Origin of the sequence: Delftia sp. WSY_22 (assembly GCF_043104185.1) — a bacterium.
Classification (GTDB): domain Bacteria; phylum Pseudomonadota; class Gammaproteobacteria; order Burkholderiales; family Burkholderiaceae_C; genus Comamonas; species Comamonas tsuruhatensis.
On the sequence record NZ_JBICKN010000019.1, the window covers coordinates 81,442 to 96,225 of the forward strand.

General features: G+C 68.0%; 14 protein-coding genes and 1 tRNA gene. 4 read left to right on the forward strand and 11 right to left on the reverse strand.

What is annotated here, in order from left to right:
* The gene (gene radA, locus ACF8NF_RS12360; protein WP_016448587.1) at positions 1-1,386 is read right to left on the reverse strand and encodes a DNA repair protein RadA; all 1,386 of its coding nucleotides are present in this window, start codon (positions 1,384-1,386) and stop codon (positions 1-3) included.
* Positions 1,387-1,528: 142 nt separating this feature from the next.
* Between radA and ACF8NF_RS12365 the strand changes: the two genes are divergently transcribed.
* Positions 1,529-1,605, forward strand: a tRNA-Met gene (locus ACF8NF_RS12365).
* A 68-nt stretch (positions 1,606-1,673) separates the two neighbouring features.
* Here the strand turns inward: ACF8NF_RS12365 and ACF8NF_RS12370 are convergent.
* Complete coding sequence (locus ACF8NF_RS12370) at positions 1,674-2,489, reverse strand: siderophore-interacting protein (protein ID WP_016448588.1); 816 nt, start codon at positions 2,487-2,489, stop codon at positions 1,674-1,676.
* A gap of 96 nt (positions 2,490-2,585) precedes the next feature.
* Here ACF8NF_RS12370 and ACF8NF_RS12375 point away from each other — a divergent pair, with 96 nt between their 5' ends.
* The gene (locus tag ACF8NF_RS12375; RefSeq protein WP_016448589.1) at positions 2,586-3,026 is read left to right on the forward strand and encodes a MarR family winged helix-turn-helix transcriptional regulator; all 441 of its coding nucleotides are present in this window, start codon (positions 2,586-2,588) and stop codon (positions 3,024-3,026) included.
* Here the strand turns inward: ACF8NF_RS12375 and alr are convergent, their stop codons facing one another.
* Complete coding sequence (alr, locus tag ACF8NF_RS12380) at positions 3,027-4,130, reverse strand: alanine racemase (RefSeq protein WP_016448590.1); 1,104 nt, start codon at positions 4,128-4,130, stop codon at positions 3,027-3,029.
* A gap of 134 nt (positions 4,131-4,264) precedes the next feature.
* Between alr and lplT the strand changes: the two genes are divergently transcribed.
* Both lplT and ACF8NF_RS12390 read left to right on the forward strand, forming a co-directional pair.
* Positions 4,265-5,566 carry a lysophospholipid transporter LplT gene (gene lplT / locus ACF8NF_RS12385; protein ID WP_016448591.1) on the forward strand — a complete coding sequence of 434 codons (1,302 nt, stop codon included), beginning with the start codon at positions 4,265-4,267 and terminating at the stop codon, positions 5,564-5,566.
* Positions 5,567-5,764: 198 nt separating this feature from the next.
* Positions 5,765-6,664 (forward strand): DMT family transporter, encoded by a 900-nt coding sequence (locus ACF8NF_RS12390; protein WP_016448592.1) that lies wholly within the window; start codon positions 5,765-5,767, stop codon positions 6,662-6,664.
* 27 nt (positions 6,665-6,691) lie between these two features.
* Here ACF8NF_RS12390 and ACF8NF_RS12395 read toward each other — a convergent pair whose 3' ends face one another.
* The 8 genes from ACF8NF_RS12395 to ACF8NF_RS12430 form a co-directional block, all read right to left on the reverse strand.
* Positions 6,692-7,210 carry an AmiS/UreI family transporter gene (locus ACF8NF_RS12395; protein WP_392450667.1) on the reverse strand — a complete coding sequence of 173 codons (519 nt, stop codon included), beginning with the start codon at positions 7,208-7,210 and terminating at the stop codon, positions 6,692-6,694.
* A 308-nt stretch (positions 7,211-7,518) separates the two neighbouring features.
* Entirely contained in the window at positions 7,519-8,385 is an 867-nt protein-coding gene (locus ACF8NF_RS12400; protein ID WP_310044862.1) for a ProQ/FinO family protein, read from the reverse strand.
* Between the two features lie 84 nt (positions 8,386-8,469).
* Positions 8,470-9,720 (reverse strand): glycolate oxidase subunit GlcF, encoded by a 1,251-nt coding sequence (glcF, locus tag ACF8NF_RS12405; RefSeq protein WP_392450668.1) that lies wholly within the window; start codon positions 9,718-9,720, stop codon positions 8,470-8,472.
* Between the two features lie 61 nt (positions 9,721-9,781).
* On the reverse strand, positions 9,782-10,564 hold the full coding sequence (locus ACF8NF_RS12410; RefSeq protein WP_016448596.1) for a YoaK family protein: 783 nt from the start codon (positions 10,562-10,564) through the stop codon (positions 9,782-9,784).
* A gap of 25 nt (positions 10,565-10,589) precedes the next feature.
* A complete protein-coding gene (glcE, locus tag ACF8NF_RS12415; RefSeq protein ID WP_392407574.1) occupies positions 10,590-11,729 on the reverse strand; it encodes a glycolate oxidase subunit GlcE in 1,140 nt (379 codons plus the stop codon).
* Between the two features lie 192 nt (positions 11,730-11,921).
* Positions 11,922-13,295 (reverse strand): ammonium transporter, encoded by a 1,374-nt coding sequence (gene amt / locus ACF8NF_RS12420; protein ID WP_026062912.1) that lies wholly within the window; start codon positions 13,293-13,295, stop codon positions 11,922-11,924.
* 31 nt (positions 13,296-13,326) lie between these two features.
* A complete protein-coding gene (locus ACF8NF_RS12425; RefSeq protein ID WP_012202241.1) occupies positions 13,327-13,665 on the reverse strand; it encodes a P-II family nitrogen regulator in 339 nt (112 codons plus the stop codon).
* Positions 13,666-13,688: 23 nt separating this feature from the next.
* A complete protein-coding gene (locus ACF8NF_RS12430) occupies positions 13,689-14,420 on the reverse strand; it encodes a TorF family putative porin (protein WP_016448601.1) in 732 nt (243 codons plus the stop codon).
* Positions 14,421-14,784 lie beyond the last annotated feature (364 nt).

Genomic DNA, 14,784 nt, shown 5'->3' on the forward strand with positions numbered 1-14,784 from the left:
TCAGCCCATCCCTCGGACGATGTTCATGGCTTCGTCCACGCGCTCCACGGCATGCACGGTCAGGCCGGGGATGGCCTTCTTGGGCGCATTGGCCTTGGGCACCACGGCCATGGTGAAGCCGAGCTTGGCGGCTTCCTTCAGGCGCTCCTGGCCGCGCGGCGCGGGGCGCACTTCGCCGGCCAGGCCCACTTCGCCAAAGGCCAGGAATCCCTTGGGCAGGGCGCGGCCGCGCAGGCTGGAGGTGATGGACAGCATCACGGCCAGGTCGGCCGCAGGCTCGCTGATGCGCACGCCGCCCACGGCGTTGACGAAGACATCCTGGTCCGCGCAGGCCACGCCCGCATGGCGGCTGAGCACGGCCAGCAGCATGGCCAGCCGGTCCCGGTCCAGGCCCACGGACAGGCGCCGGGGCGCGGGGCCGCCCTGGTCGACCAGGGCCTGTATTTCCACCAGCATGGGCCGCGTGCCCTCCAGCGTGACCAGCACGCAGGAGCCCGGCACCGGCTCGCTGTGCTGGGACAGGAAGATGGCGCTGGGGTTGGTGACGCCCTTGAGGCCCTTCTCCGTCATGGCGAAGACGCCGATCTCGTTGACGGCACCAAAGCGGTTCTTGATGGCGCGCACGAGGCGGAAGTTGCTGTGCGTGTCGCCCTCGAAGTAGAGCACGGTGTCCACCATGTGCTCCAGCACGCGCGGGCCGGCCAGGGCGCCTTCCTTGGTCACATGGCCGACCAGGATCACGGTGATGCCCGTGGTCTTGGCCGCGCGCGTGAGGTGGGCCGCGCATTCGCGCACCTGGGCCACCGAGCCCGGCGCCGAGGACAGCTGGTCCGAGTACACGGTCTGAATGGAGTCGATGACGACCACGGCCGGCTGCGTGGCCTCCATGGTGGCGAGGATCTTCTCCAGCTGGATCTCGGCCAGCACATTGACCTGGCTGGCCTCCAGCCCCAGGCGGCGCGAGCGCAGCGCGACCTGGGCACCGCTTTCCTCGCCCGTGACATACAGCGTGGGCAAGCCCACGCGGTGCAGCGCATCCATGGCCTGCAGCAGCAGGGTGGACTTGCCGATGCCGGGGTCGCCACCAATCAGCACCACGCCGCCTTCGACAATGCCGCCGCCCAGCACGCGGTCCAGCTCCTCGATGCCGCTGGGCGTGCGCGCCACGTCCTGGGCCTCGATGGCCGACAGCGGCATCACGGCCTGGGCATTGGCCAGGCCCGCATAGCCCTGCGGCTGGCTGAGCCGGTTCTTGCCCGCGCCCGCAGGCTCGGCAACGGCCTCGATCAGCGAATTCCAGGCCCCGCAGGCCGGGCACTTGCCCAGCCAGCGCGGGCTGGAGCCGCCGCAGGCATTGCAGATGAATGTGGTTTTGTCTTTGGCCATGGGTTGGGCACTATACCGAGCGGTGGCTGCCGCCCCGCCCGCATGCCTGTTGTCTAACGCAGTTGCGTGACAAAGAGATATCGGTTATAGTTGCCTTCTTCGCTGCACAAAATGCGGTGAAACGAAATTACTGCGGAATTACCGCGCGATGGAGCAGTCTGGTAGCTCGTTGGGCTCATAACCCAAAGGTCGGAGGTTCAAATCCTTCTCGCGCAACCACCACGAAAAAAAGCCCACTTCGGTGGGCTTTTTTTCGTCTGTGCCTTTCTTGCTTTTCTCCACGCAGGTCAGCTGGGATCGTTCAGGTCTTCATGGTGGTCTGCCTGGCCCTGCTTCCAGTACGAGGCCACGCGCATGCGCTTGGGCGCGGCGCCCTTGGCCAGCAGCAGGCGCCGCAGCTCGGCCATGGCGCTGTGCTCGCCCGCCGCCCAGATATATCCGTCGTCGTCCTGGGGAAGCTCCAGCGCCTGCACGGCGTCGGCCAGCGATTCGACCCAGGCACAGTCCAGCTGGGCCGTGCTCTTCCACTGGCGGCGGTCGGCAGGGTTGCGCAGCTGCACGCGCACCACGGCGCGGCTGCCGGCGGGCAGCTCGGCCAGGCGCCGCTCGATGGCGGGCATGGCGGTCTCGTCGCCGAACAGCCAATGCCATGGCAGGTTGGCCGAGATCACCAGGCTGCCGCGCGGCCCGGCCAGGCCCACCCACTGGCCCAGGGGCGCGGTCAGCGCCCATTCGGTGGCGGGGCCGGCATCGTGCAGTGCGAAATCCATGATGAGGTTCTGGCGCGCAGCGTCGTAGCGCAGCGGCGTGTAGTCGCGCAAGGTGGGGCGCTCGTCCTCCACGAAGGTGGGGCGGCCATCGAGCAGCACGGGAAGCGCGGGCAGTTCGCGCCCGGCCTGCGGCAGGATGAGCTTGACGTGGTCGTCAAAGCCCGAGCTGACGAAGTCCTCCAGTTCGGGTCCGCCCAGGGTCAGGCGCACAAAGCCGGGGCTGGGCTGCTCGCGCGAGAGCAATTGCACATGGCGGGCGCGGAAGGGATGGCGGACACGGTGGACGACGGGGGCAGGCGCCACGGCAGAGTTGGCTGGATTGGGCAAGTTCATTGGCGAAACGGCCTGTGACGGCCTAGAATGTTGATTTAGTCCACCAATTCTCTGTCATCCGTTGACTTTGTCAACATATTTCCACAAGACCCTGCCATGAATGCCTCCCTGCCCGCCGATATCTTCGAGGCCATGCACGAGCTGCTGCACCTGTTCCGCTCGCGCATGCGCGAGGACATGGAGTCCATGGAGCCCGGGCTGACGCCCAACGAGGTGCGCGTGCTGATGTACGTGGGCCGGCACCCGGGCCGCACGCAAAGGGATCTGGTCGACCACAGCCACATGGACAAGGCCCAGCTCGCGCGCATGCTGGCGCAGCTGCAGGAGCAGGGATGGCTGGACCGCGAACCGGACGCCCGCGATCGCCGCGTGCGCTGCCTGAGCCTCAGCCCCCAGGGCCAGGCCCTGTTCGACCGGCTGCGCCAGTCGCGCCAGGCGCTGGCGGCGCGGCTGCTCAAGGATTGGGAGCCTGCCGCGCAACAGCAGATGATGGCGCTGCTGGAGCGGGCCAGGGACAGCGTCCAGGCCGCGCCCTGATCAATCGACGGTCTTGTTCACGCGCGGCGCGACGGCGCACATGAGTTCATAGCCCAGCGTGCCGGCCGCCTCGGCCACCTCGTCGATGGGCAGCACGGCGCCGTTGCCGGCGCGGCCCCACAGCGTGACTTCGCTGCCCATGCCGGCATCGGGCACGGGCGTCAGGTCCACGGCCAGCATGTCCATGCTCACGCGGCCCAGGGTGCGGGTGCGCACGCCGTCGACCAGCACGGGCGTGCCGGTGCCGCAGTGGCGCGGATAGCCGTCGGCATAGCCGCAGGCCACGGTGCCCAGGCGCACGGGAGCTTCGGCCGTGAAGCGCGATCCATAGCCCACGCTCTGCCCCGCAGCCAGCTGCTGCACGCCGATGATGCGCGAGCTCAGGGTCTGCGTGGGCTGCAGGCCCCAATGGGCCGCCGTGTGCTGCGGATAGTCGGGCGAGCTGCCGTACAGCACGATGCCGGGCCGCACCCAGTCGCAGCGCACCTGGGCATCGTCGCCATGGCGCAGCGTGGCGGCACTGTTGCCCACGCTGCGCTCGCCGGGCAGGTCGCACGTGGCGTCGTGAAAGCGCTGCAGCTGCGCGGAGATGCCCGACTGGCCAGCGCCTGCGTCGGCATCGCTGAAGTGGGTCATGAACGAGATTTCCTCCACCTGGGGCAAGGCATTGAGCCGGGCCCAGGCCGCGCGAAAGCGCTCGGGCGTGAAGCCCAGGCGGTTCATGCCGGAGTTCATCTTGAGGAAGACGCGGTGGCCGTTCTGCGTCTTGTGCGCGGCCAGCCAGTCGATCTGGGCGTCGCAATGCACGGCATGCCAGATGGACAGGCGCGAGCAAAGCTCCAGGTCGCGCGGCTCGAACACGCCCTCCAGCAGCAGGATGGGGCCGCGCCAGCCCAGCTGGCGCACGCGCTCGGCCTCGGCCAGGTCCAGCATGGCGAAGCCGTCGGCGCCGCGCAGGGCCTCGAACACGTTTTCGATACCGTGGCCATAGGCGTTGGCTTTGACCACGGCCCACAATTTGGCATCGGGGACCGCTTGCCGCACCCGCTCCAGATTGTGGCGAAGCGCGGCGGAATGGATGGTGGCAAGAATGGGACGCGGCATGGTTTTCACTCAGTCAGAAGCTTGGGATTCTGGCACTGCCGGCCAAAGGCCGCGTGATATAACCGCCAGTCACTTGCCACGGGGCCCTTATTTAACCGGTCAGCAGCCCTGCGGCTGACCCCATCTGCCTATCCATGAAGCGCGGTTTCTACACCATCATGTCAGCGCAGTTCTTCAGCTCGCTGGCAGACAACGCCCTGTTTGTGACCGCCGTGGAACTGCTGCGCACCAATGGCGCCCCCGAGTGGCAGCGCGCCGCCCTGGTGCCCATGTTCGCGCTGTTCTACGTGATCCTGGCCCCCTTCGTCGGCGCCTTTGCCGACGCCCTGCCCAAGGGGCGGGTGATGTTCATCAGCAATGCGATCAAGATCGTGGGCTGCCTGATGATGCTGTTCGGCAACCATCCGCTGATCGCCTACGCCGTGGTCGGCCTGGGCGCAGCGGCCTACTCGCCCGCCAAGTACGGCATCCTCACCGAGCTGCTGCCCGCCTCCCAGCTGGTCAAGGCCAATGGCTGGATCGAGGGGCTGACCATCACCTCCATCATCCTGGGCGTGCTCGTGGGCGGGCAGTTGCTGAGCCCGGGCATCTCGACCCATCTGCTGGACTTCGACCTGCCGCTGCTGGACACGGGCGTGGACACTGCGGCCGAGGCGGCGATTGCCGTGCTGGTCGGCGTCTATGCGCTGGCCGCGTGGTTCAACCTGCGCATTCCGCTGACCGACACCATCCTGCGCCCGCTGCGCCAGGACCCCAGCAAGAGCCTGCTGGCCAACACCCTGGCCCTGCTGCCCGACTTCTGGACCTGCAGCCAGCGGCTGTGGGGGGACAAGCTGGGCCAGATCTCGCTGTCCACGACCACGCTGTTCTGGGGCGTGTCGGGCAATCTGCGCTACATCGTGCTGGCCTGGGGCGCGGCGGCCCTGGGCTACGGCACCTCCCAGGCATCGGCCCTGGTGGGCGTGGTGGCCATCGGCACGGCGGCAGGCGCCATCCTCGCATCCATGCGCATGCGGCTGGACAACGCCACGCGCGTCATTCCGCTGGGCATCACCATGGGCCTGCTGGTGATCGCCATGATCTTCATCCACAGCGTGTGGGTGGCCATTCCCTTCCTGATCCTGCTGGGCGGCCTGGGCGGCTTCCTGGTCGTGCCCATGAATGCGCTGCTGCAGCACCGCGGCCACAACCTCATGGGCGCGGGCCGCTCGATTGCCGTGCAGAACTTCAACGAGCAGGCCTGCATCTTGGCGCTGGGCGCCTTCTATGCGCTGTCCACCAAGTTCGGGCTGTCGGCCTTTGGTGCCATCACGGTGTTCGGCCTGGTGGTGGCCGGCATCATGTGGCTGATCGGACGCTGGCACAGGAACAACCTGCGCCAGCATCCCGAGGAAGTCGAGCGCCTGCTGGCGATTGCCCGCAAGGATTGTCATTGAGACTACCCCCTGAGGCGCTTCGCGCCTTCCCCCAGGGGGGACGACACCCTCGCGGCGGGGCGGCCCTGGCTCGGTGTCTCTCGCTTTGGGCCTCGCCAGTTCCATAGGGCGCTATCGATTGATAGGCCTGGTCTAAATGGTCTTCTCGTATTGTGTTCGGTGCGGGCTTTGCCTGACCGGGCACTTTTTCGTGGTTTTATGCATAGCCCGCTGCCCGTTCTCGCCCTGCTGTTCAACACCCTGGTCTGGGGCCTGGCCTGGTGGCCGTTCCGCGCCATGCACGAGGCCGGCCTGCATCCGCTGTGGGCCACGGCGCTGATGTATGCCCTGGTGCTGGCGGGGCTGGTGGCGCTGCGCCCGGCCAGCCTGCGCCAGGCGCTGCAGTACCCGGCCCTGATCCTGCTGGGCGCCTGCGCGGGCAGCAACAACATCGCCTTCAACTGGGCCGTGACCATTGGCGACGTGGTGCGCGTGGTGCTGCTGTTCTATCTGATGCCCGCATGGTCGGTGCTGCTGGCCTGGAGGCTCCTGGGCGAGCGGCCCACGCCCGCTGCGCTGACGCGGCTGCTGCTGGCCTTCGGCGGGGTGGCGCTGGTGCTGGTGCCCGAGGGCACATTCAGCGGCGGCTCGCCCGGGCTGCTGCGCGGCCTGTCGCTGGCCGACGGCCTGGCACTGTTCGGCGGCTTCACCTTCGCGCTGACCAACGTGCTGCTGCGCCGCCTGCAGGCCGTGCCGGCGCAGGCGCGCATGCTGGCCATGTTCAGCGGCTGCATGGCGATGGGCCTGTTCAGCGCCTTTGCAGGCAGCAGCGTGGGCCTGGTGCCGCCGCTGCCGGCTCCGCAGGCCGGCTGGATGCTGATCGCCGCCGGCCTGGCCGTGCTGCTGATGCTGGGCAACTGGGCGCTGCAGTTCGGCGCCGCGCGCCTGCCGGCCGGCGTGACGGCCGTGGTCATGCTGGCCGAAGTGGTGTTCGCCAGCGTCTCCTCGGTGCTGATTGCAGGCGAGGTGCTGACGCCGCGCACGCTGCTGGGCGGTGCCTGCATCATCGCGGCCGCGCTGCTGTCTGCGCTGGCGCATGCACGACGGCGTGGGGCTTGACGCCCTGCCCGCACCAACGCTGCGCAATCAGCCCGTGAGCTGCCCGGCCAGCAGCAGGTAGCCCGGCAGCCAGCCCGTGAGCACGCCCTGCGCAATGCACAGCGTGCCCGTCATGCGGCCGATGTTGCGGCCCAGGGCCAGCAGCATGAAGAACATGGCCCACAGCACGGCCCAGGCCGCCCAGTTGGCCGCCATCCACCAGTCGATGGCGGTGCGCGCGCCCAGCAGGGTGTCGATGGCCACCGGCACGGCCGTGATCGCCACGAAGAGGCTGAACCAGCCCAGGCCCCGGCCATCGGCCCCCGTGAAGCGGTTGATGGCCACCCACAGGTAGGTGAAGGCGAACAGCAGGGTGAGCGCGCCGGTCTTGACAGAGGCCACATCAGGCTCGGGCCCGAAGGCCGAGGCCAGGCCGATGATCAGCGAGACCAGGCCCGCGAACACGTTGATGACCCAGATCTCCCGGTCGGCAATGCGCCCCAGCATCCACAGGCCATTCAGGCACAGCACGGCGCCCACGTAGAACAACGACAAACCCAGCCACATCGCAAGTCTCCTTTTGCTTTTTTGCTTTGAAGTGCCTTGCGCGCCCTTGCCAGACCACGGGAACGAGCGCGCACGGCAAGGCGCCGCCGCCCCGTGGCCGGGTGCAGCGGCGTCCGTGAAACAGTTCATCCCCGGGCCCGCCCCTGGTGGGCATCTGCGTGCTGGCGGAGGGTCCGCTGCAGAGATGCCGCCTGTGATCCAGGGCGGGTTCACCGGCGCGGCCCTTGCCGGGCACGCGGCGGTGGAGTGTGCCGGCAGACGGTGCTACCGGTCTTTGGCGTCGGTCCTTGGTGCCGGTCCTTGGTACCTCAGGCCGCCTGCGTCTGCAGGCGACGGCGGGCGCGTTCCAGCTGCTGCGCCACCTGGCGCGGGTTCATGCCGTACATGTCGGCAAAGCCGGCTTCGGTGGTCTGGCCGCTGGCCTCGAAGGCGCGCAGCAGAGCTTCGTCGCGTGCAGAACGCGCATCGGCTTCGGCCAAGGCCTCGGCCACCAGGGCGTTGGTGGCCTCGTCACGGCCCTGCACACGCGCCGCATAGTCGTCGCGGGACAGGCCCGAGGCCTCGTAGGCGGCGATGATGCGGTTGCGCAGCTTGGGCGCCAGGTCCTCGGGCGAGCGGTGCTGGCGGCGACGGAAGACTTCGATCAGCGCATGGTGCACATGCTCGGGCGCCATGGGCTCGACCGATTGGCCCTGCAGGTCATGGCGCGCCTGGCCGCTGGCCACCACGGTGAGGTAGCGGCTCGAGCGTGTGTGCTGGGACAGGGCCAGCTTGAGCTGGTCGCGGTCGATGGCTTCGGGATGGGCGGCCAGCAGGTCCTCGAAGATGCCGCGCTTGAGCGGCAGGGGCTGCTCGCCGAACAGGTTCGGATGCCATTGGGCCAGTTGCGCCAGCAGCGGGTGCTGGGTGCGCACAGGCCTGGATGCGGGAGCCTCGGCACTGCCGGCCGCGCCGGTTGCGGCGTCGGCGACGGGCTCGGAGGCCTTGCCCTTGTTGCGGCCACGTCCGCCGCGGCGCGAGCGCTTGCGGCCCTGGCCATCGGCGCTGGCTGCAGCCTGCGGCTCGGTGCCGGCAGCGGCGTCCGCCGGCAGCGCGGCGCTCTGTTCTTGCGGTTCAGACACGGATTCAGTCATGGCGGAGCACGTGGGCTTGGAGAAAACGAAACCCCGCATCATGCCAGCATTGCAAAGGCTTGCGCGGGCATAGGCCCCACGGCGTCGCGCTGGAGGCACAGATGCGCATTCGGTACGCGGCTGGTCTCAGGCCAGCAGGGCCTCGTCCAGCACCTCGATCCAGTGGCGCACCGGCACGTCCGTTCCGTTTTGCAGATGGACGATGCAGCCCATGTTGGCCGAGAGGATGGCTGCAGGCCGCCGGGCATCGAAGCCTTCGGTCAGTGCGCCGATCTTGCGGTCGCGCAACTGGTGCGAGAGTTCGGGCTGCAGCACCGAGTAGGTTCCCGCCGAGCCGCAGCACAGGTGCGACTCGGTGCGCGCCACGCGCAGCTCGAAGCCCAGCCTGGCCAGATGGGTTTCCACGCCGCCGCGCAGCTTTTGCCCGTGCTGCAGCGTGCAGGGCGGGTGGTAGGCCATGGGCGCGGCCGGTGCGCGCACCCTGCCGTGCAGGCGCTCGGCCAGCTCGGGCAGGAGCTCAGGCAGCAGCTCGCTCAGGTCGCGCGTGAGGGCGCTGATGCGCGCGGCCTTGTCCGCGTACTGCGCATCGTCCTTGAGCAGGTGGCCGTATTCCTTGACGGTGACGCCGCAGCCCGAGGCGTTCATGACGATGGCCTCCACCGCGCCGCTGTCCACCTGGGGCCACCAGGCGTCGATGTTGGCGCGCATCTGCGCCTTGCCGCCTTCCTGGTCGTTGAGGTGGAATTTCACGGCACCGCAGCAGCCGGCGTTGGGCGCGATCACGGTCTGTATGCCGGCCGCATCCAGCACGCGCGCGGTGGCGAAGTTGATGCGCGGCATCATGGCCGGCTGCACACATCCGGCCAGCAGCAGCACCTTGCGCACATGCTCGCGCACGGGCCAGGCGCCGGCATCCTGCGGCTGGGGCACTTTCTCGGCCAGGACTTCGGGCAGCAGGCCGCGCACGGCCTGTCCCAGCTTCAGGGCCGGGGCGAACAGCGGCGAGTTCAGCCCCTCCTTGAGCGCCCAGCGCCTGGCGCGCTCGCCGAAGGGGCGCGGCACCTGTTCCTCGACGATCTTGCGGCCTATGTCCACCAGGTGGCCGTACTGCACGCCACTGGGGCAGGTGCTTTCGCAGTTGCGGCAGGTCAGGCAGCGGTCCAGATGCTGCTGGGTGGCGCGCGTGGGGGTCTCGCCCTCCAGCACCTGCTTGATCAGGTAGATGCGGCCACGCGGCCCGTCCAGCTCGTCGCCCAGCAATTGGTAGGTCGGGCAGGTGGCCGTGCAAAAGCCGCAGTGCACGCACTTGCGCAAAATGGCTTCGGCCTCCTGGCCCTCGGGCGTGGCGCGGTACTGGGGTGCGAGTTGGGTCTGCATGGTGGGGCTCTTGTTGTATGGGTATCGGGGAACGGTCAGGCACGGCAGCCGGACACGGCGGTCATGCGCGAGGCGCGGCTCGCCGGCCCAGCAGCAGGGGCAACCGCGCACGGTCGGCCCACAGCGGCGGCAGGGACAGCAGGCACAGCACCACGGCCAGCGGCACGACGAAGACGAAGCCCAGGTGCCTGAAACCCAGCGCGCCCGCAATGCCGCCCAGCAGGAACATGGACAGCAGCCCTGCGAACAGCCGCAGCCGCACATGGTTGGCGTGGACCCGGTGCTCGGGCGGGCTGCCATGGCGGTTCCAGTAGAGGGCTCGACCCAGCTCCATGCCCAGGTCGGTGATCACGCCCGTCATGTGTGTGGTGCGGATCTGCGAGGACGACATCTTGGTCACCGTGGCGTTCTGCAATCCCATGATGAAGGACAGCAGCAGCACGGCCAGCGGCACGGCGAACGGCGTGGGCCAGGCCAGCATGGCCGCGCCCAGCAAGCCGAAGAGCAGCATCAGCGCGGCTTCCAGCAGCAGCGGCAGCGCATAGCTGCTGCGCAGCCGGTGGTGGCGCGCCCAGTTGACCAGCAGCGACGTCGCGGCCGCGCCGCACAGAAAGGCCAGCAGCGCGCCGCAGGCACTGAGCACCAGCGCCGTATTGCCCAGCACGAGGTTGTCGGCCAGCAGCGAGACAAAGCCCGTCATGTGCGAGGTATAGGAGTGCACCAGCAAAAAGCCGCCCGCATTCACCGCACCCGCGTTGAAGGCCAGCAGCAGGCCCAGCGTGCGGTTGCTGGCCACCGTGCGGTGCCGGTCCGTGAGCAGGTGCAGGTGGTGGCGCATGCGCATGGGCGGAGCCAGGCGTTGGCCCGGCCTACCAGGCGGCGGCCAGCCGGCCGCGGTTGAAGATGCCCGCAGGATCGAAGGCCTGCTTGAGCCGCGCATGCAGCGCGGCCGTGGCATCGGCCGCCTGGGCGTCGAAATCGGGCTCGGCGCCGGGCTGCCCCGTTGCCTCGGAGCGGAACAAGGTGGCCGATCCGCCCGCTGCTTTTGCCAGCGCGCGAAGCGCATGGCCCAGCGCACGCGGCGCCTGTACCCAGCGCAATGCGCCGTGCCATTCGATCAGGGGCCCCTTGCAGCCGTCAGGCAGCGCCAGGGCCGGAGCCGTCTGCGGCACGGACAGGCGCCACAGCGCATGGCCCGGTGCGCGTGCGGTGAACCAGGGCAGCTGGTGCTCCCGGCAGGCCTGCCAGTCGGCCGCAGCGCTGTGCATGCGCTCGCCCCCCAGGCGCCCGCAGGCCGCCTGCACGGCGGCACGCGCACCGCGCAGGCGCAGGTACAGCACGCCCTGGGCCGCGCTGTCTTCCTGCAGCCAGCAGCTGGCATTGAGCGGCAGCGGCTGTCCGCCCCAGGCATTGAGCCAGTCCAGCGCCTGCTGCTGCGTGCATTCGAAGCGCAGCGTGGCCTCGGCAGGCGCCACGGGCAGCACCTTGAGGCTGACCTCGGTGATCAGGCCCAGCGTGCCCCAGGAGCCCGCCATCAGCCGCGAGACGTCGTAGCCCGCCACGTTCTTCATGACTTGGCCGCCATAGCGCAGCAGCTCGCCCTGGCCGTTGATCATCTCCAGCCCCAGCATGAAGTCGCGCACGGCGCCCACGCTGGCGCGTGAGGGGCCCGACAGGCCGGAGGCCACCATGCCGCCCACGGTGGCGCGGCCATCCGCTCCCTCGAAATGCGGAGGCTCGAAGGCCAGGCACTGGCCCTGTGCGGCCAGCAGGGCCTCGACCTCGGCCAGCGGCGTGCCGGCGCGCACGGTCACCACCAGCTCGCTGGGCTCGTAGCTGACCACGCCGGCCAGCGTCCGCGTGTCCAGCAGTTCGCCCTGCAGGGCCAGTCCGTGGAAATCCTTGGTGCCGCCGCCGCGTATGCGCAGCGGCGTGGCGTCGGCCGCCGCGGCGCGCACGCGCTCGGCGATCTGGATGAGTTGGCTTTGGGCTGAATCCATGGCCTGCATGGTAGCGGCTGGGCCCTTTTGCGCCTCGGTGCGGACCCGTGAATTTTTTGAACGGCGCGCTTGAAGTTCTGCGGGCGGCGCAAAACAGCAGGGACGAAAAGGCAAAGACGCCATCTCTGCAGCGGCTCCAAAGCAAAAAAGGCCCCGGTGCAAGCACCGAGGCCAATCCGCAATGAACTCCCTGTAAACCGATCAGCGGTAGTACGCCACCTCGCCGTGCGTGGTGATGTCCAGGCCCTGGCGCTCGGACTCTTCGCTGACGCGCAGGCCGACGACCAAGTCGCAGATCTTGTAGGAGATGCCAGCCACCACACCGGACCAGACGATGGTCAGCAGCACGCTCTTGACCTGCACCCACACTTGATGGCCCATGTTGAAGTTTGCCGGCTCGATGCCGCCCAGGCTGGAGGCGCAGAACACGCCGGTCAGGATGGCACCCAGGATGCCGCCCACGCCGTGCACGCCGAACACGTCGCAGACGTCATCGACCTTGAGCAGCTTCTTGAGGCCGGACACACCCCACAGGCAGACGGGACCGGCGATCAGGCCCATGACGATGGCGCCCATGGGGCCCACGAGGCCGGCCGCCGGGGTGATGACCACCAGGCCGCCCACGGCGCCCGAGGCAGCACCCAGCATCGAGGCCTTGCCCTTGTGCAGGGCTTCAGCGGCCAGCCAGGAGATGGTGGCGGCGCCCGTGGCGACGATGGTGTTGATGAAGGCCAGGCCGGCGATGCCGTTGGCAGCACCTGCCGAGCCGGCGTTGAAGCCGAACCAGCCCACCCACAGCAGCGAGGCACCGACCATGGTCAGCGTCAGGCTGTGCGGAGGCAGGGCCTCACGGCCGAAGCCGATGCGCTTGCCCAGCATGTAGGAACCCACCAGTCCGGCGATACCGGCGTTGATGTGCACCACGGTGCCGCCTGCGAAGTCCAGCGCGCCGTCCTTGCCCAGCAGGCCGCCGCCCCAGACCATGTGGGCCATGGGGATGTAGCTGAAGGTGAACCACAGCACCGAGAACAGGATCACGGCAGAGAACTTGATGCGCTCGGCGAAGGCGCCGACGATCAGGGCCACGGTGATGGCGGCGAACGTGGACTGGAAGGCCACGAACACGTACTCGGGAATGGTCGGCAGTGCGCCGGCCAGCGTGTCGGGCGCAATGCCCTTGAGGAAGATCTTGCCGAAGCCGCCGAAGAAGTTGCCTTCGCCCGCAAAGGTCAGCGAGTAGCCGTAGACGGCCCACAGCAGCGTGATCAGCGAGAAGATCACGAACACCTGGCACAGCACGGACAGCATGTTCTTGGTGCGCACCAGGCCGCCGTAGAACAGTGCCAGGCCCGGGATCACCATCAGGATCACCAGCATGGTCGAGGTCAGCATCCAGGCCGTGTCACCGGCGCTGAGCGCGGGGGCCGGCGCCTCGGCTGCGGCCGCGGCGGCGGGGGCTGCCGCAGCGGCCGCATCGGCAACGGCTGCAGCGGCGGCGGGCTCCTGTGCCAGGGCAGCGGCGCCTGCGGCCAGCAGGCCCAGCCCCAGGCCCATGGAAAGAAGTCGTTTGGTCATGGCAGTCTTTCGGGAAACGTGGGGTTGAAACTCACAGTGCGCTGTCGCCGGTCTCGCCGGTACGGATGCGGACGGCCTGCTCGATGGGCAGCACGAAGATCTTGCCGTCACCGATCTTGCCGGTGCGCGCAGCGGCCTCGATGGCATCGATCACCTGGTCCACCAACGCGTCGGGCACGGCGGCCTCCAGGCGCAGCTTGGGCAGGAAATCGACCACGTATTCCGCGCCGCGGTACAGCTCGGTATGGCCCTTTTGGCGGCCGAAGCCCTTGACTTCGGTCACGGTGATGCCCTGCACGCCGATGTCGGAGAGCGCCTCGCGCACCTCGTCCAGCTTGAAGGGCTTGATGATGGCGGTCACCAGTTTCATGATGCTTAGCTCCTCAGGTCCGGTTACAGGGTCTTGGTCAGCGTCACGATCAGACGGGCCTTGTTGACGTCACCAAAGTAAGACTTCTTGTTCGCACCCGTGACGGCCGCGCCCAGCGACACGCCGTCGCCGAAATCGTAGGCACCGCCCACGCTGTAGTCCATATAGTTGGGCACGCCCAGGCCCTTGATGTCGCTGGCAAAGCGCGTAAAGCCCAGCGAGGCCTTCACGGTCACCTTGGGCATGACTTCCTTGCTGAAGCCCAGCCACAGGTAGCCGGTATTGCGGCCCGACAGGCCCGAGCCGGCTTTCTCGCCCGCCCAGCCGAAGTAGTCCTTGGATACGGTGTGCGAATACTTGGCCGTGAACGGGCCGTACGTGGCCGCGCCATACAGCTCGGTGGTGTTGCCGCTGGAGTTGCCCGAGTACAGGTATTGCAGGGCCCCGAAGTCCAGGTCCACCTCGCCGGCCTTGAACTTGTAGCCACCGTAGAAGTCGGTTTCCAGGGAGTTGCCCGGCAGCCAGTCCACGCTGGAGTTCCAGTTGCCGATGTACCAGCCGCTGTCGCCGAAGGTGTAGTCGAAGCCGCCTTGCAGGGCAGGCTTGACGGCCTTGTTGCGTCCCGTGTCCTGGTCCTGTCCGCGGAACTTGTAGTTCGTCGTCAGAGACACATTGGCCGTGAGCTGGGCGTGGGCCCAGAGCGGAGCGATGGCGACACAGGCGATGGCGAGCGACTTGAGGCTGGCACGGGACATGGGATCCTCCGGTTTGAAAAATTTCGTGACAACCGGGTTAAGCACGGACCGTGCCAGTCTTTTCTGCTGGGTGGGGCGCCTTCCGGCCCACCAATGCAGCACCGCAGCATCCTCCCATGCACCGGCTTTGTGCAGAAGTTCTGCACCGTTACGGTGATAGCGGTCGCTCACATGGCATCTCAACAAAAATGCACCAAAAAAGTGCAAATGCTTTCATGCCCAGTACAGCACATTCCCAGGTCGCCTGCCACAGCACATGATCAGCCAAGTCTGGATTACCTGATTTTGGAACATGCCTGATTGGATAGCCTGCCATTCAAATACATACCTGTATCCAAGATGGGAAATTGCTTACATTTACAGG

Excerpts from the sequence above, each read along its gene's own strand:
- radA (WP_016448587.1), bottom strand. The coding sequence starts at position 1,386 with ATGGCCAAAGACAAAACCACATTCATCTGCAATGCCTGCGGCGGCTCC.
- ACF8NF_RS12370 (WP_016448588.1), bottom strand. The coding sequence starts at position 2,489 with ATGAACTTGCCCAATCCAGCCAACTCTGCCGTGGCGCCTGCCCCCGTC.
- ACF8NF_RS12375 (WP_016448589.1), top strand. The coding sequence starts at position 2,586 with ATGAATGCCTCCCTGCCCGCCGATATCTTCGAGGCCATGCACGAGCTG.
- alr (WP_016448590.1), bottom strand. The coding sequence starts at position 4,130 with ATGCCGCGTCCCATTCTTGCCACCATCCATTCCGCCGCGCTTCGCCAC.
- lplT (WP_016448591.1), top strand. The coding sequence starts at position 4,265 with ATGAAGCGCGGTTTCTACACCATCATGTCAGCGCAGTTCTTCAGCTCG.
- ACF8NF_RS12390 (WP_016448592.1), top strand. The coding sequence starts at position 5,765 with ATGCATAGCCCGCTGCCCGTTCTCGCCCTGCTGTTCAACACCCTGGTC.
- ACF8NF_RS12395 (WP_392450667.1), bottom strand. The coding sequence starts at position 7,210 with ATGTGGCTGGGTTTGTCGTTGTTCTACGTGGGCGCCGTGCTGTGCCTG.
- ACF8NF_RS12400 (WP_310044862.1), bottom strand. The coding sequence starts at position 8,385 with ATGATGCGGGGTTTCGTTTTCTCCAAGCCCACGTGCTCCGCCATGACT.
- glcF (WP_392450668.1), bottom strand. The coding sequence starts at position 9,720 with ATGCAGACCCAACTCGCACCCCAGTACCGCGCCACGCCCGAGGGCCAG.
- ACF8NF_RS12410 (WP_016448596.1), bottom strand. The coding sequence starts at position 10,564 with ATGCGCATGCGCCACCACCTGCACCTGCTCACGGACCGGCACCGCACG.
- glcE (WP_392407574.1), bottom strand. The coding sequence starts at position 11,729 with ATGCAGGCCATGGATTCAGCCCAAAGCCAACTCATCCAGATCGCCGAG.
- amt (WP_026062912.1), bottom strand. The coding sequence starts at position 13,295 with ATGACCAAACGACTTCTTTCCATGGGCCTGGGGCTGGGCCTGCTGGCC.
- ACF8NF_RS12425 (WP_012202241.1), bottom strand. The coding sequence starts at position 13,665 with ATGAAACTGGTGACCGCCATCATCAAGCCCTTCAAGCTGGACGAGGTG.
- ACF8NF_RS12430 (WP_016448601.1), bottom strand. The coding sequence starts at position 14,420 with ATGTCCCGTGCCAGCCTCAAGTCGCTCGCCATCGCCTGTGTCGCCATC.